Raw genomic sequence first — 22,030 nt, 5'->3', positions numbered from 1 at the left:
TCGTCGGGTCGAATGGGGCTTCGGCGGGGTCGAATGGCACTATCGAATGCTGTGCAGAGTGGAACGACGGAACCTATCGACCGGGATCGCGGTGATTCGGATGCCGTGTCCACGGTGTTCGTCGATCTCGACGCCATAGCGCACAACGTACGAATTCTGCGCGGCCACGCGGGTGGCGCCGGGGTCATGGTCGTCGTCAAGGCAGACGCCTACAACCACGGCGCTGTCGAGGTGGCTCGCACGGCTCTCGGAGCTGGGGCGCGGGAACTCGGCGTCACAACGGTCCACGAGGCTCTCGTTCTGCGCAACGCAGGCATCACCGCGCCGATCCTGGCGTGGCTGCACCACGTGGACACCGATTTTTCGCCTGCGATCGTCGCGGACGTCGAACTGGGGCTGTCGTCGACGATGCAGCTCGAGGCGGTCCTCACCGCCGCGCGATCGGTAGGCAGGACAGCCACGGTCACGCTGAAGATCGACACCGGACTGAACCGGAACGGAATCGACCCCGCGGACCTGGACGACGTGATCGACGTGCTCCGCGGCGCAGTGGCCGACGGTACGGCCCGGCTGCGCGGTGTGTTCTCCCACCTCGCGTGCGCCGATGTGCCCGATCATCCGGCCAACGACCAGCAAGCCGAGTCGTTACGCGCCGCGGTGGCGAGGCTTCGCGCGGCGGGCCTGCACCCCGAGGTCACTCACCTCGCGAATTCCGCGGCCACTCTGACACGGCCGGATCTGCACTTCGACCTCGTGCGCCCCGGAATCGCTGCCTACGGTCTGTCGCCGATACCCGAACTCGGAAACTTCGGTCTGCGGCCGGCCATGACCGTGTCGACGAAGGTCGCGCTCGTGAAGAAGGTCCGTGCCGGGCAGGGAGTGTCCTACGGGCACACCTGGAGCGCGCCGGAGGACACCGTCGTCGCCCTGATTCCGATGGGTTACGCGGACGGCGTCCGACGCAACCTCAGCGGCCGCTTCGACGTCGGCATCGGTGGCCGTCGGTTCCCCGCCGTCGGACGCGTCTGCATGGATCAGTTCGTCGTCGACCTCGGGCCCGACGGCGCAGGCGTCGCGGTCGGCGATACTGCAGTACTGTTCGGCTCCGGGGAGAACGGCGAGCCGGTCGCGCAGGACTGGGCCGACACGTTGGACACCATCCACTACGAGGTGGTCACCGGCATCGGCGGGCGAATCAAGCGCGAATTCGGGGGAGTCGGAGCGGGCAACACTGCAGCGGGGGAGGTGCAGGCGTGAAGTGGTCGTCCAATTTCGGCATCGTCAGCAGCGTCGGCATCGCCTTGCGCGAGACGGTTCTGAGGTCGAACAAGGATCCGCTGGCAGGTGAGAACCTGGACCTGATGGACGCCGATCGCGGGTCGATCGTGACGGCCGACGACGGGGTTTCTCTCGCCGTGCGAGAAGTGGGTCCCTCCGACGCGCCGATCACCGTGGTGTTCGTGCACGGATACTGCCTCCGCATGGCGTCGTGGCACTTTCAGCGGCAAGCCCTCGAACAGGAGTGGGGCTCGTCGATTCGCATGGTCTTCTACGATCAGCGCGGGCACGGACGCTCCGGTGTCCCGACGCCGGAGAGCTGCACCATCAAGCAACTCGGCCTCGATCTCGACGCCGTCATCCGTGCCGTGGCCCCGCGCGGGCACCTGATGCTGATCGGCCACTCGATGGGCGGCATGTCCATTCTGTCGATGGTCCGTCAACGCCCGGAATCGGTGCGAGACAGGGTCGTCGGCGTCGGACTCATCTCGACGACGGCAGCAGGTCTCGCCGAGACGGGCCTCGGTCGCAGTCTCGACAACCCCGTCGTCGACGCGTTCCGGCTCGCGGTGCGGACGTCGCCTGGCGTGGTCCAGTTCGGGCGGGGCGCGGTGCGCGCCTTGATCGCTCCGGTGCTGCGGGCCGCGTCGTACGGCACGCGGGTCAGTCCACGCCTCGTCGAGTTCTCGCAGTCGATGATCGACGACACGTCCGTCGTGACCATCGTCAATTTCCTGAAGACGCTCGAACTCCACGACGAGAAGGATGCTCTGACCGAACTCGAGCGTATTCCCGTGTCGGTCATCTGCGGTGACGACGATTGGATCATTCCGTTCGCGAGCTCGCAGGCGCTCGCCGACGCGTTGCCGGAATCGGAGATGGTGCGCATCCGTCAGGCCGGGCACTTGGTTCAGCTGGAGTTCCCCGACAAGGTCAATGCTGCTCTGATCCGATTGGGTTCGCGCGCAACCGAATTGCGTAGTCGACGACGTGCGGGGCGGCGGGGCATTGGCTGAGCACGACGAGCTGTTCTTCGACGGTCGGGAGATCTTCCTGCCCGAGGCAGCGGACACCGAAGCGTTCGGGTACCGGCTCGCGCAGGAACTCGTTGCGGGTGACCTCGTGGTGCTCGACGGTCCGCTCGGCGCAGGCAAGACCGCGATGACAAGGGGTATCGCGGCCGGCCTCGGCGTGCGGGGCCGTGTCAGCTCGCCGACGTTCGTCATCGCGCGCGAGCATCGACCGGGAGTGCGTCCGAACGGGGATGCCCCGGTGGCTCTCGTGCATGTCGACGCGTACCGACTGGGCATGACGGGTCAGTCGGCTCTCGACGAACTCGACGCCCTGGATCTCGACACCGACCTCGATGGTGCGGTGGTCGTGGTCGAGTGGGGCGAGGGGCTGGTCGAGAAGCTGAGCGACGGGCACGTGTCGGTGCGAATCCGGCGTGACCCCGAATCCGACGTTCGAACCGTGCAGCTGCGCCGTGTCGAATCGTCCGATGCGGCGTCGTAGGCGCACTGACGTGCGGGTACCCTGAACAACCGTGCTTGTTCTCGCCGTCGACACCTCCACGCCCGCCGTCACCGCCGGTGTGGTGCGGCTCACCGACGGAACCGTCGTTCCTGTCTCGCAGCGCGTGGTGGTCGACGCTCGCCTGCACGCCGAGATCCTGACCCCGAACATTCTCGAATGTCTGTCCGACGCCGGCCTGGCGCCCGGTGACTTGGGTGCCGTCGTCGTGGGCGTCGGACCGGGACCGTTCACCGGTCTTCGTGTCGGTATGGCCACCGCGGCCGCATTCGGTGACGCCTTGTCGATCCCCGTCCACGGCGTCTGCAGTCTCGACGGCATCGCGTCCGAACTCGCCGACGAGTCGGAGCTGCTCGTGATCACCGACGCTCGCCGACGCGAAATCTATTGGGCGCGTTATCGAGACGGTGTCCGCGTGTCAGGGCCGGACGTCTGCGCCCCCGGTGCGCTCGATGTCGCGGGTGCCACAGCGACCGCAGGCTCGCCGCCGCACACCGCGCTGTTCGATCTGCCCGCGCGCGACGTCACGTCGCCGAGCCCGACGGGACTCGTTCTGGCAGCACAGAATCTGCTGACGGACGGAATCGAGCCGGCTCCGCTCGTTCCGCTGTATCTGCGCAGGCCCGACGCCAAGACTCTCGACGAGCGCGCGGCCGAGAAGAAGGCGTCGTCGTGACCGTGACGCTGTCGCCGTTGACACCAGCCGACGCCGAGGCGTGCGCCGAGCTCGAGACGGTGTTGTTTCCCGGCGACGACCCGTGGACGGCACAGGCGTTTCTGTCGGAACTCGCTGCGCCGCACAATCATTACGTTGCGGCGCGCGAGAACGGCCTGTTGGTGGGGTATGCGGGTATCGCCCTGCTCGGGCGGGGTGAATCTGCGGAGTCCGAAGTGCACACCATCGGCGTCGACCCGTCGATGCACCGCCGCGGAGTCGGCGGCGCGTTGATGAACGACCTTCTCGCTGCGGCAGATCGGCACGGCGGCCCGGTGTTCCTCGAAGTGCGCACCGACAACACCGCCGCCATCGAACTCTATGTGCGCGAAGGCTTCGTCGTCGTCGGCACCCGGCGCAACTATTATCAGCCGAGCGGCGCGGACGCGTACACGATGCGGCGTCCGGCAGCTGGAAGTGAAGGTGAACTGTCGTGATCGTCATGGGGATCGAAAGCTCGTGTGACGAAACGGGTGTCGGAGTCGTTCGGTGGCGCGAGCCCGGTGTGTGCGAGATGCTCGCCGACGAGGTCGCATCGAGCGTCGACGAACACGCGCGCTACGGCGGCGTCGTGCCCGAAGTCGCGTCGCGCGCGCATCTCGAGGCGATCGTCCCGACGATGCGTCGTGCACTCGCGGCCGCGGACATCGACCGTCCCGACGCCGTCGCAGTCACGATCGGTCCTGGTCTTGCCGGTGCCCTCCTGGTGGGAGTTGCTGCAGCCAAAGCATATTCGGCAGCATGGGGAGTGCCTTTCTACGCCGTCAACCATCTCGGCGGACACGTCGCCGTCGACACGATCGAGCACGGTCCGATGCCGTCGTGCGTCGCGCTGCTGGTGTCGGGCGGCCACACCCATCTATTGCACGTGAAGGATCTCGGCTCGCCGATCACCGAGCTCGGCACCACCGTCGACGACGCAGCGGGTGAAGCGTTCGACAAGGTGGCGCGGTTGCTGGGCCTCGGTTTCCCTGGTGGGCCCGCGCTCGATGCCGCTGCGCGCGAGGGCGATCCGCACGCCATCGCATTCCCGCGTGGCATGACCGGTCCGAGGGACGCCCGCTACGACTTCTCGTTCTCCGGTGTGAAGACGGCGGTGGCCCGATTCGTCGAAGCGCGCAAGCGTGCCGGTGACACAATCCCCGTGGCGGACATCGCCGCGTCGTTCCAGGAGTCCGTCGCGGACGTCCTGACGATGAAGGCCGTGCGCGCGGCCGAGGACGTCGGGGTCGACACCCTGGTTCTGGGTGGCGGCGCAACCGCCAACTCGCGTATTCGCTCGTTGGTCGAGTCACGCTGTGCAGCAGCAGGTTTGACGCTTCGCATCCCCAAGCCGCGTCTGTGCACCGACAACGGGGTCATGATCGCGTCGTTGGGTGCGCACCTCGTCGCCGGGGGAGCCGCGCCGTCGGACCTGCGTGCCGCGACCGATCCGGGACTCGAAGTGTCCACCTCGATCGTGTCGGGGCGCGACTAGTACCTACTCGCTCGACGTGGTGGTCGGGTTCGGTTGCGACGCCGTCGTGGGCGCAGGCTGCGCGGACGCGCTGGGCGTGGGTGCAGGCGGGGACCACACGGTGGGCGGCGGAGCCAATTCCGGTGACGTGGGTGAGCTGTCGACGACCGTGGTCGGTATGGACGGCACGGTCACGATGGCCGTCGGCTCCGTCGGCTCCGTCGACGAGTTCGGCGGTGTGTCGGACGGGCTTTCTGTCGGTCCTCCCGGCGACGGCGTGGGGCTCACGGGTTCGGTCGTGCTCTCGGGCGGAGGAGGCGTCGACGATTCCGGCGTCCGGGTCACCGGCGGCGGCGACGGCTCGGTCGGCTGTGCCGGGTACGGGATGAGCGGCAGGTCCGGCGCCGGATGCAGTGTCGGCGTGCGGGTCGACGACGGAGCAGGCGTGGCCGGGACGGCATCTGGCGACGTCGGCCGCGGCGAGTACGACGCATCGCTGTCGGTCGACAGGGCGGGGGCGGGCTCACGCGACGTGGCTGCCGACGAAGTGCCGGTCGTCGCGTTCGGCACCTCCTCGCCGACCTGAGACGTCTGCGGCTGCGACGGGGAAGCGGAGCCTGCGGGGGAGTAGCCCGCGTCGTCGGACGGCACCAACATCTGCACGCCGTATGCCAGGACGATTCCGCCGACGACGAGCGCGCCGACCAGTGCGCCCGAGAAGCGACCGACGGACTTCGTCTGGCCGTCGCCGCGCGCACCGATGGTGGGGTACAGATGCCCGGTTCCGGTGAGGGACACCTGCGCGGCTCCCTGTGCGAGAACCGTGTCGGGTTCGGACACCACGAGAACCGGCACGCCGAGCACTGCCTCGAACACGGTGCGGATCGACGGCGTGTTCGCGCCGCCGCCGACCAGCACGACGGCCTCTGCATCGACGTCGTGATCGGTGGCGAGACGCGCCGCAGTCTGCGCCACGGTCGTCACCAGCGGGCGCATCGCGGCATCGAGATCTGCCCGGCTCACGGTGGACGTGCCGAGGTCGACCGAATCGTGGGTGGACAGGTGTTCCTTCGTCGAGCGGTAGCGGGCCGAACCGACGCCGCGTTCGTCGCGAAGGTCGTCACGCACGTCGCGGCGGCGGGTGGGATCGCCGTGAACGAGGTCCTTGACCAGGGCGTCGACGACGTCACCACCGAAGGTGTCGGTGCGCTCGCTTGCATGTACGACGCCCGACGACGACTCCACGATCGACACGGTGGTGCCGGACGCGCCGACGTCGACGATCGCGACGTTGCCGTAGCGGGCGATGAGACCGGATTCGGCCAGGAACGCATGGGCGGCGGTGGTCTCCGGAATCAAGGCGACGGTACGGCGGGACTGCGCAAGTGCCGACCGTATCGACGCTGCCTGTTCGGGAGTGCGGTACGACACGGAGATCGCGTCCGGCTGGTGCCGTTCGGTCGAATGTGTGCCGTGACCGGCAGAGACGGGCGCCAACGACGTCATCAGCTCGACGGCGGAGGCCACGAGCTCCCCGATGTCGGTGTTCGCTTGAGAATCGGCCGACACCGTGCGGTACTCGACGGTGGTCGAGCCGTCGTCCTCGGCGACGACGAGGGCGGCGCACACGACTTCGGTTCCCGTCGAGACTCCGAGTCCGACTCGCATCGTGCACCTCCTGCCCTGTTCGTCGGTCATCGCGCCCCGAGAATTTCTGCTTTTCGCGCGCACAGCTCTGCGCCGACTATCACGCCCCGTTATCTTAACGTTACAGAACAATTCCCGCGTATGTGAAACTCGGCACTCGAAAAACGCTATGACAAGGAAGTTCGCTGTTTTCGTCGGAGCCATCGAGGTGATCATGGACGAACGCAACCCCTATTCGGCGTTGACCGACCAGCAGCGTCGAGCATTGTTGCGACGCGCGATCGCACGGCCGCTCGTCACCGCCCTCGTCCTGACCACGGTCTACTTCGTCGTTCCGATGAAGGACATCAGGGACATCACGACGGTGGCTCTGCTCGCGCTGGTACTCGTCGTCGTGGGTGTCGTCTGCGCGTGGCAGGTGGTCAGGGTGATTCGATCCGACTATCCGGCGGTTCAGGCCGTCGAAGCCCTCGCGGCCGTGATTCCGGCATATCTGATCGGTTTTTCGACCATTTATTACCTGGCCTATGCAGCGTCCTCTCAGAATTTCACCGAACCGGTCTCCAGAATGGGAAGCCTCTATTTCACGATGTCGGTGTTCGCGACCGTCGGATTCGGCGATATCGCAGCCTCGACCGATTTCACGCGCGCCATCGTCACCGTGCAGATGGTCTGCAATCTGTTGATCATCGCGCTCGGCGGCAGATTGTTCGTCGCAGCCATCCGACGAGGACAGGCGCGCCGCAAACACTAACCTCGTGTCATGAGTACACAGCCCTTCGAACTGGGTGTCACCACTTTCGTCGAGACGTATCCGGACCCGCAGACGAACTTGACCACCTCCCACGGAGACCGTCTGCGTCAAGTAGTGGAGGAAGCGCAGCAGGCCGAAGCAGGCGGGCTCGACATCTACGGCGTCGGTGAACATCACCGTGAGGACTTCGCGGCGTCGTCGCCCGCTGTCGTACTCGGAGTCATCGCCGGGTCGACGCGCGAGATCCGTCTCACGAGCGCGGTCACCGTTCTCAGTTCCGACGATCCCGTCCGTGTGTTCCAGGATTTCGCGACGCTCGACCAGATGTCGTCCGGACGTGCGGAGATCATCGCCGGTCGCGGTTCGTTCGTCGAATCGTTCCCGCTCTTCGGATACGACCTCGCCGACTACGACGAACTGTTCGCCGAGAAGCTCGACCTGCTCGTGGCCATCCGCGACTCCGAGCGAGTGACGTGGTCCGGTACGCATCGGAGTGCGCTGGTCGATCATGCGGTCTATCCGCGGCCGTTCCAGAATCCGCTGCCGGTGTGGGTCGGCGTCGGTGGCAATCCCGAATCCGTGATTCGGGCGGCGTCGTACGGTCTGCCCATGGCACTGGCGATCATCGGTGGCGAGCCGGCACGGTTCGCTCCCTTCGCCGATCTGCATCGTCAGGCGCTGACCGAGTACGGCATGAGCCCGGCACCGATCGCCGTTCACGCGCACGGTTACGTCGGCGACGACACCGAATCCGCGGCCGACGAGTTCTTTCCTCCCTATCGAGTCGCGATGTCGCACATCGGCCGCGAGCGCGGATGGGGGCCGATTTCGAGGGCGTCGTTCGACGACTCTCGCTCACCTGACGGATCGCTGTTCATCGGCGACCCCGACGTCGTGGCCGACAAGATCGTGCGCACGGCGCAGGAACTCGGACTGGAACGCTTCATGCTGCACATCAGCGTCGGGACACTTCCGCACGAGAAGGTGCTGCGCGCGATCGAATTGCTCGGTAAGGAAGTTGCGCCGCGTGTGCGCGACGCGATGGCGGGATTTTCGCTGGAGGCGTAGCGCCGTCGGCGATTCTGGCGAACCTAAACCTTGAGTGCTGGCACTCGCGTGTATAGAGTGCTAGTCAGCGCTGAGCGAAGTCCCGGCACCCGCGACGACGGGAACGAGCACAGAGCCGTCGAAGTAGAAGACAGATACAGCAGTTCGGGGATCCGACCCCGAACGCGTACCCCGTACCCAATGGAGGGCTCAACGTGGCGAGCGTGAAAATCAAGCCGCTCGAGGACAAGATCCTCGTCCAGGCCAACGAGGCCGAGACGACGACCGCCTCTGGTCTGGTCATCCCCGACACAGCCAAGGAAAAGCCTCAGGAAGGCACCGTCGTCGCCGTCGGCGAAGGCCGTGTCACCGAGAAGGGCAACCGCATCCCGGTCGACGTCAAAGAAGGCGACACCGTCATCTACAGCAAGTACGGCGGCACCGAGATCAAGTACGCCGGCGAGGAGTACCTGATCCTGTCGGCACGCGACGTGCTGGCTGTCATCGCCAAGTAAGCCTCACGCCTTCCGCCCCGGAGCCCGACTCACTCGGTCCCGGGGCGGACTGCGTTCACGTACTTTCCTCCTCGAAGGAGTTGCCCCAAGAGATGTCCAAGCAAATCGAATTCAACGAGAACGCGCGCCGCGCTCTCGAGCGTGGCGTCGACAAGCTCGCCGACGCCGTCAAGGTGACGCTCGGCCCGCGTGGACGGCACGTCGTACTGGCCAAGGCATTCGGTGGCCCGACGGTGACCAACGACGGCGTCTCGATCGCTCGCGAGGTCGAACTGGAAGACCCGTTCGAGAACCTCGGCGCGCAGCTGGTCAAGAGCGTCGCGACGAAGACCAACGACGTCGCCGGTGACGGAACGACGACCGCGACCGTGCTCGCGCAGGCTCTCGTCCGCGGCGGTCTGAAGAACATCGCGGCGGGCGCGAACCCGATCGCACTCGGCTCCGGCATCGCGAAAGCGGCCGACAAGGTTGCCGAGGCGCTTCTCGCCGCGTCGACGCCCGTCGACGGCAAGGAAGCGATCGCGCAGGTCGCCACCGTGTCGTCGCGCGATCCCGAGATCGGCGAGCTCGTCGGCGAGGCGCTCACCCGCGTCGGCGCGGACGGCGTCGTCACGGTCGAGGAGTCGTCGACTCTGAACACCGAACTGGCCGTCACCGAGGGCGTGCAGTTCGACAAGGGTTACCTGTCACCGTACTTCGTCACCGACGTCGACGCGCAGCAGGCAGTCCTCGAAGACGCCTTCGTGCTGCTGTACCGCGAGAAGATCACGTCGCTTCCCGACTTCCTTCCGCTGCTCGAGAAGGTCGCCGAGAGCGGCAAGCCGTTGCTGATCATCGCCGAGGACACCGAAGGCGAAGTTCTGTCGACGCTCGTCGTCAACTCGATCCGCAAGACGATCAAGGCCGTCGCCGTGAAGGCGCCGTTCTTCGGGGACCGTCGCAAGGCGTTCCTCGACGACCTCGCCGTCGTCACCGCCGGTACGGTCATCACCTCCGATGTCGGCCTCAGCCTGAAGGAAGCCGGTCTGGAGCTCCTCGGCAAGGCACGTCGCGTCGTCGTCACCAAGGACGAGACCACCATCGTCGACGGCGCGGGCACGCAGGACGACATCGACGCTCGCGTCGGTCAGCTGCGTCGTGAGATCGAAGCCACCGACTCCGAGTGGGATCGCGAGAAGCTCGAAGAGCGCCTTGCGAAGCTGTCGGGCGGCGTCGCCGTCATCAAGGTCGGCGCTGCCACCGAGACCGAGCTGAAGGAACGCAAGTTCCGTGTCGAGGACGCGGTCAGCGCAGCCAAGGCTGCTGTCGAGGAAGGAATCGTCCCCGGTGGCGGTACCGCCCTGACGCAGGCTGCTCTGTCGCTCGCAGACAACCTCGGGCTGTCGGGCGACGAGGCCACCGGTGTCGCCGTGGTTCGCGACGCACTCAACGCGCCGCTGTTCTGGATCGCGACCAACGCGGGCATCGACGGGTCCGTCGTCGTCTCCAAGGTTGCCGAGCTGGGTGCAGGGCACGGCTTCAACGCAGCGACACTCACCTACGGTGACCTGCTCGCCGACGGCGTCGTCGACCCGGTCAAGGTGACGCGTTCCGCCGTCGTCAACGCTGCTTCAGTCGCACGCATGATCCTTACGACGGAGAGCGCCGTCGTCGAGAAGCCTGCCGACGAGGAAGAGCCGGCTGCCGGCCACGGTCACAGCCACTGATCGACTCGTAACACGCAGAACGGCCCCCTTCCGAACCCGGAAGGGGGCCGTTCTGCGTGTTCACTGTCGATGGCTGCGTCGTCGCTGCCACACGTACGCGACGCGTGCGGCTGCTCGAAGCGCCGACGGTATGCGTCGGGCCGAGGCGAGAACAGCACGATCCACGGCTGTGAGTCGCGGGCGTCGGCGCGGGACCGGGGTGGCGACGTCGGCCGTCAACGCATGGAGAGGCCATCGGCCGGGAACGCCTTTCAGGGTGTGCGTACCTCGTTCGGTGTAGGTGAGGCCGGAACCACCCGTGAGGTCGCGGACGGTACCGGAGACGAGGACTTCACCCGGCCCGGCCAGCGCGCCGATGCGTGCGCCGGTGTGCACGGTCATTCCGGTGAGGTCGGATCCGCTGCGCTCGAGAGCGCCCGAATGCACGCCCGCGCGGACCTCCACGCCGAGGTTCCGGCCGTCACGGCAGACGGTCTCGGCGCAGCGCACTGCCTCGGTCGGCCCGTCGAAGACGCTGAACGTGCCGTCACCGGTCACGTTGACCAACCGGCCGCCCGCAGTGTCCACGGCCAAGCGGACATCGCGCTCGTGTGCCGAGCGCAGGTCTCGATAGTCGTGGTCACCGAGCGTCGCGAGCAGTGAGGTCGAGTCGACGATGTCGGTGAACAGGACGCAGCCGAGAAAGCGATCGATGTCGACCGGCCGAGCGTCCTCCCGTGCGAGCACCGCCTCGACGTTCTCGAGAACCGGCAGCCATGCTTCGCCGAGCGCTGCGCCGGGTTCGGCGGTCGGGAGGACATGCAGCGTCGCGCCGGGGATTGCGTCGGCTATCCGCTGTGCGACGGACTGCGGACGCGGCGATCCACCCGGTTGCAGAATTCGCGTGGTGCACTGCACCGAGCCGAGAACGTCCCATAGATTCTGTCGCAGCGTCCATTCGAGGTGCACGCGAGCGACTGCGGGAGACGCTGCGGACCGTTCCAGCAAGCCCATCAAGCGGCGGTTCAACGGCGAATTCGTCGTGGAGTCCCACATGGACAGAGAGCTCCCCGAACCCCAGGCGTCGTACGCGTCCTGCCAGCCCGACACATAGCCGGCGAGGTCATGTCCTTCCCATCCGGGAGGGACGGTGCCGTCGGAGCGCACGAGCCCTTCGACCAACGGCGTGTTCAACACCAGTCCGGATATCCGGTCGGGATGCAGTGCGGCTGCGAGCAGACAGGGACCGCACGTACTTCCGGTCCCGCAGACCACAGCGGAGTCGAGCTCTTCCGCGTCCATGACGGCAATCAGGTCCTCTGCCTGCTCGTCCAGCGTGGGGATGCGGTCGACCGGGTCGGACATTCCGAGGCCCCGGCGTTGCAGGTCGAATGTGCGGCTCTGTGCAGCGATCCGGTCGAGCAGGTAGTGGAGATGTGGGTCCGTCCACATCAGGTCGGGGTGCAGGCCGATCTCGAAGTACCACACGACTGCACTGTTTCCTGCACCCGCAGCTTGATAGGCGAGTGCGTGACCGTCGCGCTGGACGTACCGCGTCGTCAGCGGGTCCATGCCGCCAGGGTAGTTGCCGGTTTCGACGGGTGGGAAGCCCGAAAGCATAACGACCCGGCCCGCACATGCGGACCGGGTCGTCGGATCGTTACGGGTCAGCCGACCGCGACCGATTCCTCGGCCGGGGTGCTGGTGCGGATCAGGTGGTCGAACGCGCCGAGAGCGGCGGTCGCGCCCGATCCGGCGGCGACGATGATCTGCTTGTACGGGGCCGTGGTGCAGTCACCGGCCGCGAACACACCGGGCACCGACGTGCGAGCGTGATCGTCGACGACGATCTCCCCGCGAGGAGTGAGATCCACGCTGCCGGACAGCCATTCGGTGTTGGGGAGCAGACCGATCTGGACGAACACGCCGTCGAGAGCGACCGAGTGAGAGGTGTCGGTGGTCCGATCGGTGAAGGCCAGACCGGTGACCTTGGCGCCGTCGCCGATGACCTCGGTGCTCAGCGTGCTGAGCAGAATGTCGACGTTCGGCAGGCTGCGGAGCTTGCGCTGCAGCACGTCGTCGGCGCGCAACTGGCTGTCGAACTCGACGAGGGTCACGTGTTCGACGATGCCCGCGAGGTCGATGGCGGCCTCGACGCCGGAGTTACCGCCACCGATGACCGCGACGCGCTTGCCCTTGAACAGCGGGCCGTCGCAGTGCGGGCAGTACGTGACGCCCTTGTTGCGGTACTCGGTCTCGCCGGGGACGTTCATCGAACGCCAGCGGGCACCGGTGGACAGGATGACGCTGCGCGAGAGCAGGCGTGCACCGCTTTCGAGTTCGATCTCGACGAGGCCCTGCTCGGTGGCCGCGGGGGTGAGCTTCGTGGCGTTCTGGACGTTCATGATGTCGACGTCGTACTGACGAACGTGGTTCTCCAGCTCGGCTGCGAACTTGGGGCCTTCGGTGTAGGCGACGGACGCGAAGTTCTCGATGCCCATCGTGTCCAGCACCTGTCCGCCGAAGCGTTCGGCGACGACACCGGTGCGAATTCCCTTGCGGGCGGCGTAGATCGCCGCGGTCGCTCCTGCAGGGCCTCCGCCGACGACGAGGACGTCGAAAGGGTCCTTCTCCGAGATCGCGGTCGCGGTGCGCTCGGCGGAACCGGTGTCGAGCTTGCCGACGATCTGTTCGAGAGTCATGCGTCCGGATCCGAACGGCTCACCGTTGAGGAACACCGACGGCACGGCCATGACGCCGCGATCGTCGACCTCGTCCTGGAACAGGGCGCCGTCGATCGCGATGTGCTTGACGTTCGCGTTGAGGACGGCCATCACGTTCAGTGCCTGCACGACGTCCGGGCAGTTCTGGCACGACAGCGAGAAGTAGGTCTCGAAGTAGAAGTCGCCCTCGAGGTCTCGCACCTGAGCGAGCAGAGCGGCGTCTTCCTTGGAGGGGTGTCCACCGACCTGCAGAAGCGCGAGCACGAGGGATGTGAATTCGTGACCGAGGGGGATGCCGGCGAACTGCACCTCGATGTCGGTGCCGACGCGACGGATAGCGAACGACGGACGTCGAGGATCGGTGCCGGTGCGCGAGTGGGTGACCGACTCGGACAGGCCGGCGATCTGGTCGAGCAGGTCTCCGAGTTCGACGGACTTGGGCTTGTCGTCGAGCGAGGACACCAGCTCGATGGGCTGAGTGACCTTCTCCAGCAACGACTTCAGTTGAGTGGCGAGGGCGGCTTCGAGCACGAGTGTTACTCCTGTGATTGAAAGGGCGGTCACTTCGGTCGGCGAACTTCTCGGCTCGAGCCGAGCGATCCGAACAGGGAAGATGCGGGCGGCACGGGACGAACGCCCCGTGCCGCCGCATGCTTGCTGTCGCGTGGATCAGATCTTGCCGACGAGCTCCAGCGACGGGGCCAGGGTGTCTTCGCCCTCTTCCCACTTCGCGGGGCAGACCTCGCCCGGGTGCGAGCGAACGTACTGCGCGGCCTTGACCTTGCGGAGCAGCTCGGCAGCGTTGCGGCCGATGCCTTCTGCGGTGACCTCGGTGAACTGGACGACGCCGTCCGGGTCGACGAGGAAGGTGCCGCGGTCTGCGAGGCCCTGCTCTTCGCGGAGCACCTCGAAGTCGGTGCTGATCTTCAGAGTCGGGTCACCGATCATCGTGTACTTGATCTTGCCGATGGTGTCGGACGACGCGTGCCACGCCTTGTGCGTGAAGTGCGTGTCGGTGGAGACGGAGAACACCTCGACGCCGAGGCGCTGCAGTTCTTCGTGGTGATCGGCGAGATCGCCCAATTCGGTGGGGCACACGAACGTGAAATCGGCCGGGTAGAAGAAGAAGATGGCCCACTTGCCCGTGATGTCCTCGTTCGAAACGGTCACGAACGCACCGTCTTTGAAGGCCTCCGCGGTGAAGGGCTTGATCTTCTTGTTGATGAGCGACATGTACAGCCTCATTCGTTCTCGGTTGTTGGTGTGTCGGTTTTCGACCCTAACGACCGAAGATTGATCGCACCAATCGATGATCCCGCGATCTTCGATAGCGCCCGGCTATAAGCCCTGCAATCGGTTTCTGGAACCGTTCAAATCAGGGTGGTATGTGAGCGAACCCATAGTCGACCACCGAGTGGCCGAACGAAAACGGCCCCCTTCCGTGACGAAGGGGGCCGTTCTCGGTGGTCGATCGGTTGTGCGCCTGGCTCGTCTAGACCGCGATGCGGCGGCGCGCGTGCCGTGCGTGCATCTCGCGCTCGGTCTCCGACATTCCGCCCCAGATGCCGTAGGGCTCGGCGACACTCAGTGCGTGCGTTCGGCACTGAGCCAGTACGGGGCAGGTGCGGCACATCTCCTTGGCGCGCATCTCGCGCTGTGCGCGGGCGCGTCCGCGTTCACCGTCGGGATGGAAGAACATCGACGAGTCGACTCCACGGCACACGCCGTGCATCTGCCAATCCCAGATGTCGGCGTTGGGCCCAGGGAGGTGGTTCGGCTGTGGCATGGGAACTCCTAGGGTGTTGTGCTTGCCTCGTGTGGAGCAGCCGCACCTCGGTGTGGTGCCGCTGACGCCTCATGAGCCGCAGGGGCCGTTTCTGCTGTCGTGATTCGCGGGAGACTTCTCGAATCTCTGTCGAACGGAAACAACGTTATGTTGGGCGGCGAAATGACGTCAATGCCGCGCGAACGTGGCCATTTCCATAGGCGAACTCGATAAATTAACGCGCCGGACATTTACTTCGCGACGATTTCGTGCGTGCGTTTCGTGTTGAAAAAGTCGTGGAGTCGCGAGACCATGGGTGCGTTCTCGATAGGACCGGGCACCTGTCACGTCGGCGCTGACGATATCGACGCTGTTTGTGTTTCCGCTGCTCGACGCCGTTCTGGCGCAGTCGGTCGACGCCGCGTTCTCCGCATGCGATCTCCACACGACGCGGTGGAAACCGTCCTGTCGTCGATGAGCGTCCGCGCGAGACTCGAATCGAAGCCGGTCTTTTTCGGAGCAGTGCGACGTCGGCGATTAACCTGACGGCCACATGAATGTCAGAAAATGCTCATCTGCGCGTAACTCGCCCTTTTTGTTAATTCCATGAAACAAAGCGTGAAACGGCCGGACAATCTCGGCGAAGCAGTTGATTCGACCGAATACCGGGTACCGATCGACCGCGACGGCCGGGATCGGGCGGAGGGCGCAGTACTGTTGCCGACGTGACAGGTGCGGCAGTGGCATTGCGAGACGCTGCGTGGGGGCACGTTCCAGGTGCGTGGCCGTTGCCGTCGGCCCGTACGCCGTCCGAGCGATGGGACCGTGCCGTGGCACTCGGCGGCCAAGGGCGATACAGCCAGGCAGCTGCGGAACTCGACGCGCTCGAACGCGTCGGGCGGACCGACGACGCCCTTGCCTCACTCGCATCGTCGACGCGTGCGTCGTGGCTGCGCCAGGTCGGCCGGCACGCGGATGCCGCACGCCACGACGGGTCCGCTCTCGCTCGCGTGGGTCTGCCGCGGGAGCCGTCGTCGCTCCTCGTTCTGGAAGCGCGCTGCGACGCGTTGACCGGACTCGCCGCCGACGCACTCGGGTCAGGGGGCTTCGCCCGTGCCGCCGTGCTGCTGGCGAGGTCCAGGCAAGTCCTGGGCGACGCCGAGTCCGACGGCCTTTGGCGGTGTCGATTGCGGGAGCTCTGGGTGTCCGCCGAACTCGCGATGATGTCGGGGGACGGGCCCGCCGCCGTCCGGCACGCGTACGACGCGCGCGACCGTGCCTCCGATACCGATTCGTTACGTCACAGGGTGAAGACCGATCTGATAGTGGCCGCGGCCCTGAGTTCCGCGGGCGAGGTTCGGACGGCGGTGGACGGCGCGAGGGCGGTGCTCGAGGCCTGCTCGGAGCACGGGCTCGTTCCCTTGGCGTGGGCGTCGGCGATGCTGCTGTGCGGTCTCGGTGAGGTAACGCCTGCGCAGTCGATCGTGGCGGAGTGCCGGGCGCTTCTCGCGCACCGCGGTGGCTTCGTCGCTGCTTCGTGAGATCGCGGACCGCATGGTTCGATCCGGGAGCGGCGAGGTCGCTATCCTTACAAGGTTCCACCTGGGGTGGATACGCCTGTCGAAGGCCGACGGCGTCGCTGTAACGCGGGGATTCCTTGAGCGATGAACAACACGGGTGAGGAGTTGGACTCCTTCGTCGCTGCCGCAGCGCAGGGCGAGCGTGCCGCACTCTCCCGGGTACTGGAAATAATCCGTCCACTCGTCGTGCGGTATTGCCGCGCGCGAGTCGGGTCCGCCGAGCGTGGTCAGCTCTCGGCGGACGACGTTGCGCAGGAGGTCTGCTTGGCAGTCATGACCGCCCTGCCGCGGTACCAGGATCAAGGTCGGCCGTTCATGGCATTCGTATACGGAATTGCCGCTCACAAGGTCGCAGATGCGCATCGAAGCGCGTCGCGTAACAAATCGGACCCGGCCGCCGAAGTACCAGATGTCGTGTCCACGGAACACGGTCCCGAGCAGCGCGCTCTGGAGTCCGAGTCGAGTAGACAGATGACCGCATTGCTGGACACCCTCCCGGCGAAGCATCGAGAGATTCTCGTGCTTCGTCTGATCGTCGGACTGTCGGCGGAGGAGACAGCAGCCGCGGTGGGCAGTACTGCAGGTGCCATCCGCGTGGCTCAACACCGAGCCATCGCGAAGTTGAAGAACGAAGTCGTGAAGGCGGGTGAAATGTATGGCTAGGAACAACGGCCGCGATGGCATTCCCCGTATCGGTCGACCCGACGGGTCGGCTGCCACTCCCGCCGACAGCGCGTACGCGGACTCGGCGTCGGAGACGGGTCCCGTGGACATCGCGTCGGTACGCCGGGACGACGAGTTCATCGAAGCCATTCGCGGCGACGGCCCCATCGCCACCGACAATGCCGACGAGTACCAGCTCGCGCTGCTGCTCGCGGGCTGGCGAGCCGAGGTCACGACACCGGCTCTACCTACCGGCCCCTCGCTCGATGACGTCGCCGCCGCGGTGGACGAAGAGATCCGTGCCGCTGGAATGAACCGCAAGGCTCGATCGCGGACCCGTTCCGGACTGCTGCGACCGGTCGCCGGAGCAGCCGCCGCGATCGCCGTGGTCCTCGGTGGGCTCGTGGTCTTCTCGTACAACTCTGCGCCGGGCGATCCACTGTGGAGCGTCAAGTCGGTCGTCTTCTCGCAGCAGGCGGATTCCACTGTCGCGCAGATCGATACGACGACGAAGCTGTCTCAGGCAGAGGAGCTGATCGCTGCCGGTGACGTCGACGGTGCACGCGCGCTGCTCGACGGCGCATCGCAGACCAGCGGCGGTGTCATCGACCCGAGCCAGAAGTCGGATCTTGAGATCTGGTTGCAGCGACTCAACGAGCAGTTGCAGGCGCTGATCCCGACGTTCCCGCCCGTACCGCCCGTGCAGACGGTGATTCCGCAGCTGCCGTCGCCCGATGTTCTGCAGTCTCCGATACTGCCGGGGATTCCGACGACGTCGGTCCCGGATGTTCCGCCCGTGGTGACGTCGACCGGTCAGATACCGCCGACGGATACCAGCGGTCCGATCAGCCAGGAGCCGTCGCTGCCTCAGGTCACGCAAACCACTGTGCCGCCTGCTCCGACGATTCTGAACGAGCCGAGCCCGACCACGGCGTCGGCGAGTGGATCCACCGGTGCCGATGTCTCGTCGCCGCGGATCGACACCTCTCAGAACGGCGGCTGATCAGCCACCCAGAGCTCGACACACGAAGAAGCCCGGCTCCGAACATCGGAGCCGGGCTTCTTCGTGTCCGAAGTGCTAGTTCTCGAAGCCGTCGCCCTGCAGCGCGTCGTTCATCGACGCGTCGGCGTAGCCGCGGCAGTAGTCCCACGTGACGTACGCGTCGGGGACGGGGTCGTAAGCGGGCTCGTGGGGACGGACGGTGCCGTCGACGAGTAGCTGCAGCAGGTTGGCTCGCAGCATGTCCCAGTCGTGATAGTGGTCCTGCTGGCAGTCCTCGCAGCACACGACGAGGCCGCGAATGCCTCGGTGGCCCAGGAGTGCTTCGTAGACGGCGAGGTCGGCAAGATCCTCCTCGACGGCGAGCCGCTCCTGAGGATCCAGCGGCTGGCCCGGCTCGATGGCATCGAGGGCGGCCGAGGGGTCGGCTGGGTCTCCGGCGAAGGGGTCCGGCGGTAGACCTGGAGGCAATTGATCGCGCACGCCTCCACGGTACGCAGGATCGGTGGGTATGCGCCAGCTGTTCGGCTCTCGCGCGGGAATATCCGGGACGTCGGCAAGGGTTCCGGGTGCATGCAGCGGAGTGCCCGATGCGCGTTCACGCTGGCACAGCGGAGCCGATACCATGGAACGAGGCGCCGCGCGCCCGCGTCCATGTTTCGATCCCGCACTGTCTCCATCCGTTCTCGAACACGCCTATCTCTGGTGCCGCCGTCCGTGCGCCCGAGAGGCACCCGGCTCTAGGGAGGGCCAGATTTAGATGAGTAGTTCCGGAGCCCATGTCCGTACCGGTGGCGACGACCCCAACAAGGTCGCCATGCTCGGTCTCACGTTCGACGACGTTCTGCTGCTTCCTGCTGCGTCGGATCTGATCCCCAGCGCGGTCGACACGTCCAGCCAGCTCACCAAGGAGATCCGGCTGCGGGTTCCGTTGGTCTCGTCCGCGATGGACACCGTCACCGAGGCGCGAATGGCCATTGCGATGGCGCGCGCAGGCGGCATGGGGGTCCTGCACCGCAACCTGTCACTGCAAGACCAGGCGTCCCAGGTGGAGACGGTCAAGCGCTCCGAGGCCGGCATGGTCACCGACCCGGTCACCTGCAAGCCGACCGACACGCTTGCCGAGGTCGACGCCATGTGCGCCCGCTTCCGCATCTCGGGCCTCCCCGTCACGGACGAGACCGGTGCGCTCGTCGGCATCATCACCAACCGCGACATGCGCTTCGAGGTCGATCAGAACCGTCGCGTCGCCGATGTGATGACGAAGGCACCGCTCATCACGGCGCAGGAAGGCGTCACCGCCGAAGCGGCGCTCGGTCTGCTGCGTCGCCACAAGATCGAGAAGCTTCCCATCGTCGACGGCCAGGGAGCTCTCACCGGGCTCATCACGGTCAAGGACTTCGTCAAGACCGAGCAGCACCCGAACGCCACCAAGGACCGTGACGGCCGACTGCTCGTCGGTGCGGCGGTGGGCGTCGGACAGGACGCGTGGGCGCGTTCGATGGCGCTGGCCGACGCGGGCGTCGACGTCCTCATCGTCGACACTGCACACGGGCATAACTCGGGCGTGCTCGAGATGGTCAGCAAGCTCAAGTCCGAGGTGGGCGAGCGCGTGCAGGTCGTCGGCGGCAACGTCGCGACCCGTGCGGGCGCACTGGCGCTCGTCGAGGCAGGGGCCGACGCGGTCAAGGTCGGCGTCGGACCCGGCTCGATCTGCACCACCCGAGTCGTCGCAGGCGTCGGCGCGCCGCAGATCACGGCCATCCTCGAGGCCGTCGCAGCCTGCAAGCCGCACGGCGTTCCCGTCATCGCCGACGGCGGCCTTCAGTTCTCCGGCGACATCGCGAAGGCACTCGCAGCGGGCGCGTCGACGGCCATGCTCGGCTCGCTGCTCGCGGGTACCGCCGAATCGCCCGGTGAATTGATCCTCGTCGGTGGCAAGCAGTTCAAGAGCTACCGCGGCATGGGTTCGCTCGGTGCGATGCAGGGACGTGGCGCCGCCAAGTCCTACTCGAAGGACCGCTACTTCCAGGACGACGTGCTGGCCGAGGACAAGCTGGTGCCCGAGGGCATCGAAGGCCGGGTTCCCTACCGGGGTCCGCTGTCGCAGGTCATTCACCAGCTGACCGGTGGTCTGCGTGCTGCGATGGGGTACACCGGATCGACGTCGATCGAGCAGCTGCAGGAGGCGCAGTTCGTGCAGATCACGGCGGCCGGTCTGAAGGAAAGCCACCCGCACGACATCACCATGACCGCGGAAGCGCCGAACTACACCACGCGCTGACCCGACCGGCCAGAAACAGTTCCCGAACCTCTCGAGAAAGGGGCGCGCGTGCGCGACCTCGTTGAAATCGGCATGGGCAGAGCAGCCCGGCGTACCTACCAGCTCGACGACATCGACATCGTGCCTTCGCGCCGTACTCGTTCGTCGAAGGAGGTGTCGACGGCGTGGCAGCTCGACGCGTACCGGTTCGACATTCCGGTGATGGCGCATCCGACCGACGCGCTGGTCTCGCCCGAGTTCGCCATCGAACTGGGTAAGCACGGTGGCCTCGGTGTCATCAACGGCGAAGGGCTGTGGGGTCGGCACGCCGACGTTCAGGCGAAGCTCGACGAGCTGGTGGCCATCGCGGAGAACGAGTTCGACGCCGACGCGCCGGTGAAGTTCCTGCAGAAGCTGCACGCGGCACCGCTGCAGCCGGATCTGCTGGCTACCGCCGTCGCACAGGTGCGCGACGCCGGGGTGACGGTTGCGGTTCGAGTGAGCCCGCAGAGCGCGGCGAGCCTGACGCCCGCTCTGGTGGCGGCCGGAATCGACCTGCTGGTCATCCAGGGCACCATCATCTCCGCCGAGCACGTCGCGCACGGTGACGAGACGCCGCTGAACCTGAAGACGTTCATCGCCGATCTCGACGTCCCGGTCATCGCGGGCGGCGTCAGCGACCACCGCACCGCGCTGCACCTCATGCGTACCGGTGCGGCGGGCGTCATCGTCGGGTACGGATCCGTAGAGGGCGGCACCACCACCGGCGAGGTGCTCGGAATCGGCGTACCGATGGCGACGGCCATCGCCGACGCCGCGGCTGCACGTCGCGACTACCTCGACGAGACCGGCGGACGCTACGTCCACGTCATCGCCGACGGTGACATCGTTTCCTCGGGCGACCTCGCGAAGGCGATCGCCTGCGGCGCCGACGCCGCTGTGCTCGGCGCGCCGCTCGCCGTTGCCGCCGAAGCTCCCGGCGGTGGCTGGTACTGGCCGTCGGCGGCAGCGCACCCGTCGATGCCGCGTGGCGCCCTCCTGCCGGTCGCGGCAGGTGACCGTCCGAGCCTCGACCAGGTGCTGCACGGGCCGTCGAACGATCCGTACGGTTCCATCAACCTCGTCGGCGGCCTCCGTCGGTCCATGGCTAAATCGGGCTACTCGGACCTCAAGGAGTTCCAGAAGGTCGGACTGAACGTTCGGGCGTAGGTAGTGTGCCGCAGCTGCACGAAAAGCGCGTGTCCCCTCGGGATGCGCGCTTTTTTCGTGCGGCTACGCCACCCGTGCGCGCATAGTTGGCCCAGGTTGCAACTATCCCCGCACGGGTGGCGCAGCCGCACTTGGTGATACTCCGGGTTGCAGCTACAGTGGCTTGTGCCGACTGTCACAGGACCGTTGGCACTTCG

21 protein-coding genes are annotated in these 22,030 nt (G+C 66.4%); 15 read left to right on the top strand and 6 right to left on the bottom strand.

The features are described from left to right. Positions 1-33: 33 nt before the first annotated feature. Genes alr through tsaD form a run of 6 tightly spaced genes read left to right on the top strand, consistent with a single transcriptional unit; the run spans position 34 to position 5,003 of the window. Complete coding sequence (alr, locus tag RhoFasB10_RS16810) at positions 34-1,257, top strand: alanine racemase (RefSeq protein WP_167677445.1); 1,224 nt, start codon at positions 34-36, stop codon at positions 1,255-1,257. A gap of 44 nt (positions 1,258-1,301) precedes the next feature. Then, positions 1,302-2,294 (top strand): alpha/beta hydrolase, encoded by a 993-nt coding sequence (locus tag RhoFasB10_RS16805; protein WP_240931182.1) that lies wholly within the window; start codon positions 1,302-1,304, stop codon positions 2,292-2,294. Beyond that, positions 2,287-2,793: a tRNA (adenosine(37)-N6)-threonylcarbamoyltransferase complex ATPase subunit type 1 TsaE gene (gene tsaE, locus RhoFasB10_RS16800; protein ID WP_068432473.1), complete on the top strand. Its 507-nt coding sequence runs from the start codon at positions 2,287-2,289 to the stop codon at positions 2,791-2,793. Before RhoFasB10_RS16805 ends, tsaE begins: the two co-directional genes overlap by 8 nt. A 31-nt stretch (positions 2,794-2,824) precedes the next feature. Further along, positions 2,825-3,487, top strand: a complete 663-nt coding sequence (gene tsaB / locus RhoFasB10_RS16795) for a tRNA (adenosine(37)-N6)-threonylcarbamoyltransferase complex dimerization subunit type 1 TsaB (RefSeq protein WP_068432190.1) — start codon at positions 2,825-2,827, stop codon at positions 3,485-3,487. After that, on the top strand, positions 3,484-3,963 hold the full coding sequence (gene rimI, locus RhoFasB10_RS16790) for a ribosomal protein S18-alanine N-acetyltransferase (protein WP_068432187.1): 480 nt from the start codon (positions 3,484-3,486) through the stop codon (positions 3,961-3,963). Before tsaB ends, rimI begins: the two co-directional genes overlap by 4 nt. Continuing rightward, positions 3,960-5,003, top strand: coding sequence for a tRNA (adenosine(37)-N6)-threonylcarbamoyltransferase complex transferase subunit TsaD (gene tsaD, locus RhoFasB10_RS16785; RefSeq protein ID WP_167677443.1), 1,044 nt, complete (start codon positions 3,960-3,962; stop codon positions 5,001-5,003). The genes rimI and tsaD overlap by 4 nt, the downstream gene beginning before the upstream one ends. A gap of 3 nt (positions 5,004-5,006) precedes the next feature. Here tsaD and RhoFasB10_RS16780 read toward each other — a convergent pair whose 3' ends face one another. Beyond that, a complete protein-coding gene (locus RhoFasB10_RS16780; RefSeq protein ID WP_167677441.1) occupies positions 5,007-6,650 on the bottom strand; it encodes an Hsp70 family protein in 1,644 nt (547 codons plus the stop codon). Positions 6,651-6,798: 148 nt separating this feature from the next. Between RhoFasB10_RS16780 and RhoFasB10_RS16775 the strand changes: the two genes are divergently transcribed. The 4 genes from RhoFasB10_RS16775 (at position 6,799) to groL (ending at position 10,651) form a co-directional block, all read left to right on the top strand. Then, the gene (locus RhoFasB10_RS16775; RefSeq protein WP_240931167.1) at positions 6,799-7,383 is read left to right on the top strand and encodes a potassium channel family protein; all 585 of its coding nucleotides are present in this window, start codon (positions 6,799-6,801) and stop codon (positions 7,381-7,383) included. Positions 7,384-7,392: 9 nt separating this feature from the next. Further along, a complete protein-coding gene (locus tag RhoFasB10_RS16770) occupies positions 7,393-8,451 on the top strand; it encodes an LLM class flavin-dependent oxidoreductase (RefSeq protein WP_167677439.1) in 1,059 nt (352 codons plus the stop codon). Between the two features lie 194 nt (positions 8,452-8,645). After that, entirely contained in the window at positions 8,646-8,945 is a 300-nt protein-coding gene (gene groES, locus RhoFasB10_RS16765; RefSeq protein WP_008718149.1) for a co-chaperone GroES, read from the top strand. Positions 8,946-9,037: 92 nt separating this feature from the next. Beyond that, entirely contained in the window at positions 9,038-10,651 is a 1,614-nt protein-coding gene (gene groL / locus RhoFasB10_RS16760) for a chaperonin GroEL (protein WP_068432175.1), read from the top strand. A 60-nt stretch (positions 10,652-10,711) separates the two neighbouring features. Here the strand turns inward: groL and RhoFasB10_RS16755 are convergent, their stop codons facing one another. The 4 genes from RhoFasB10_RS16755 to RhoFasB10_RS16740 all read right to left on the bottom strand — a co-directional run bounded on the left by RhoFasB10_RS16755 (position 10,712) and on the right by RhoFasB10_RS16740 (position 15,139). Next, complete coding sequence (locus tag RhoFasB10_RS16755) at positions 10,712-12,202, bottom strand: adenylate/guanylate cyclase domain-containing protein (protein ID WP_167677437.1); 1,491 nt, start codon at positions 12,200-12,202, stop codon at positions 10,712-10,714. A 95-nt stretch (positions 12,203-12,297) separates the two neighbouring features. Beyond that, entirely contained in the window at positions 12,298-13,884 is a 1,587-nt protein-coding gene (ahpF, locus tag RhoFasB10_RS16750; protein WP_068432172.1) for an alkyl hydroperoxide reductase subunit F, read from the bottom strand. 138 nt (positions 13,885-14,022) lie between these two features. Then, positions 14,023-14,586: an alkyl hydroperoxide reductase subunit C gene (gene ahpC / locus RhoFasB10_RS16745; RefSeq protein ID WP_068432471.1), complete on the bottom strand. Its 564-nt coding sequence runs from the start codon at positions 14,584-14,586 to the stop codon at positions 14,023-14,025. Positions 14,587-14,845: 259 nt separating this feature from the next. Beyond that, a complete protein-coding gene (locus tag RhoFasB10_RS16740; protein ID WP_068432169.1) occupies positions 14,846-15,139 on the bottom strand; it encodes a WhiB family transcriptional regulator in 294 nt (97 codons plus the stop codon). A 704-nt stretch (positions 15,140-15,843) separates the two neighbouring features. Here RhoFasB10_RS16740 and RhoFasB10_RS16735 point away from each other — a divergent pair. The 3 genes from RhoFasB10_RS16735 (at position 15,844) to RhoFasB10_RS16725 (ending at position 18,364) form a co-directional block, all read left to right on the top strand. Next, on the top strand, positions 15,844-16,659 hold the full coding sequence (locus RhoFasB10_RS16735; RefSeq protein ID WP_346764413.1) for a hypothetical protein: 816 nt from the start codon (positions 15,844-15,846) through the stop codon (positions 16,657-16,659). A 123-nt stretch (positions 16,660-16,782) separates the two neighbouring features. Then, on the top strand, positions 16,783-17,361 hold the full coding sequence (locus tag RhoFasB10_RS16730) for a sigma-70 family RNA polymerase sigma factor (RefSeq protein ID WP_068432163.1): 579 nt from the start codon (positions 16,783-16,785) through the stop codon (positions 17,359-17,361). Beyond that, a complete protein-coding gene (locus RhoFasB10_RS16725) occupies positions 17,354-18,364 on the top strand; it encodes an anti-sigma-D factor RsdA (protein ID WP_167677436.1) in 1,011 nt (336 codons plus the stop codon). Before RhoFasB10_RS16730 ends, RhoFasB10_RS16725 begins: the two co-directional genes overlap by 8 nt. Before the next feature lie 75 nt (positions 18,365-18,439). Here the strand turns inward: RhoFasB10_RS16725 and RhoFasB10_RS16720 are convergent, their stop codons facing one another. Continuing rightward, the gene (locus RhoFasB10_RS16720) at positions 18,440-18,844 is read right to left on the bottom strand and encodes a DUF5319 domain-containing protein (RefSeq protein ID WP_068432470.1); all 405 of its coding nucleotides are present in this window, start codon (positions 18,842-18,844) and stop codon (positions 18,440-18,442) included. A gap of 277 nt (positions 18,845-19,121) precedes the next feature. On the opposite strand from RhoFasB10_RS16720, the gene guaB reads away from it, so the two are divergent. Both guaB and RhoFasB10_RS16710 read left to right on the top strand, forming a co-directional pair. Further along, complete coding sequence (guaB, locus tag RhoFasB10_RS16715) at positions 19,122-20,645, top strand: IMP dehydrogenase (RefSeq protein ID WP_165839629.1); 1,524 nt, start codon at positions 19,122-19,124, stop codon at positions 20,643-20,645. Between the two features lie 48 nt (positions 20,646-20,693). Further along, positions 20,694-21,833 (top strand): GuaB3 family IMP dehydrogenase-related protein, encoded by a 1,140-nt coding sequence (locus RhoFasB10_RS16710; protein WP_167677434.1) that lies wholly within the window; start codon positions 20,694-20,696, stop codon positions 21,831-21,833. The last annotated feature ends 197 nt before the right edge of the window (positions 21,834-22,030 follow it).

It is taken from the genome of Rhodococcus sp. B10 (genome assembly GCF_011770055.1).
GTDB classification, from domain to species: domain Bacteria; phylum Actinomycetota; class Actinomycetes; order Mycobacteriales; family Mycobacteriaceae; genus Rhodococcoides; species Rhodococcoides kyotonensis_B.
Note: the sequence above shows the minus strand (reverse complement) of the source record. Positions and strands in the feature narration are given on the sequence as shown.

Coding starts and splice junctions, on each gene's coding strand:
- RhoFasB10_RS16775 (WP_240931167.1), top strand. CDS start 6,799: ATGACAAGGAAGTTCGCTGTTTTCGTCGGAGCCATCGAGGTGATCATG.
- RhoFasB10_RS16780 (WP_167677441.1), bottom strand. CDS start 6,650: ATGCGAGTCGGACTCGGAGTCTCGACGGGAACCGAAGTCGTGTGCGCC.
- RhoFasB10_RS16770 (WP_167677439.1), top strand. CDS start 7,393: ATGAGTACACAGCCCTTCGAACTGGGTGTCACCACTTTCGTCGAGACG.
- RhoFasB10_RS16725 (WP_167677436.1), top strand. CDS start 17,354: ATGGCTAGGAACAACGGCCGCGATGGCATTCCCCGTATCGGTCGACCC.
- ahpC (WP_068432471.1), bottom strand. CDS start 14,586: ATGTCGCTCATCAACAAGAAGATCAAGCCCTTCACCGCGGAGGCCTTC.
- guaB (WP_165839629.1), top strand. CDS start 19,122: ATGAGTAGTTCCGGAGCCCATGTCCGTACCGGTGGCGACGACCCCAAC.
- alr (WP_167677445.1), top strand. CDS start 34: ATGGCACTATCGAATGCTGTGCAGAGTGGAACGACGGAACCTATCGAC.
- groL (WP_068432175.1), top strand. CDS start 9,038: ATGTCCAAGCAAATCGAATTCAACGAGAACGCGCGCCGCGCTCTCGAG.
- RhoFasB10_RS16730 (WP_068432163.1), top strand. CDS start 16,783: ATGAACAACACGGGTGAGGAGTTGGACTCCTTCGTCGCTGCCGCAGCG.
- RhoFasB10_RS16740 (WP_068432169.1), bottom strand. CDS start 15,139: ATGCCACAGCCGAACCACCTCCCTGGGCCCAACGCCGACATCTGGGAT.
- RhoFasB10_RS16755 (WP_167677437.1), bottom strand. CDS start 12,202: ATGGACCCGCTGACGACGCGGTACGTCCAGCGCGACGGTCACGCACTC.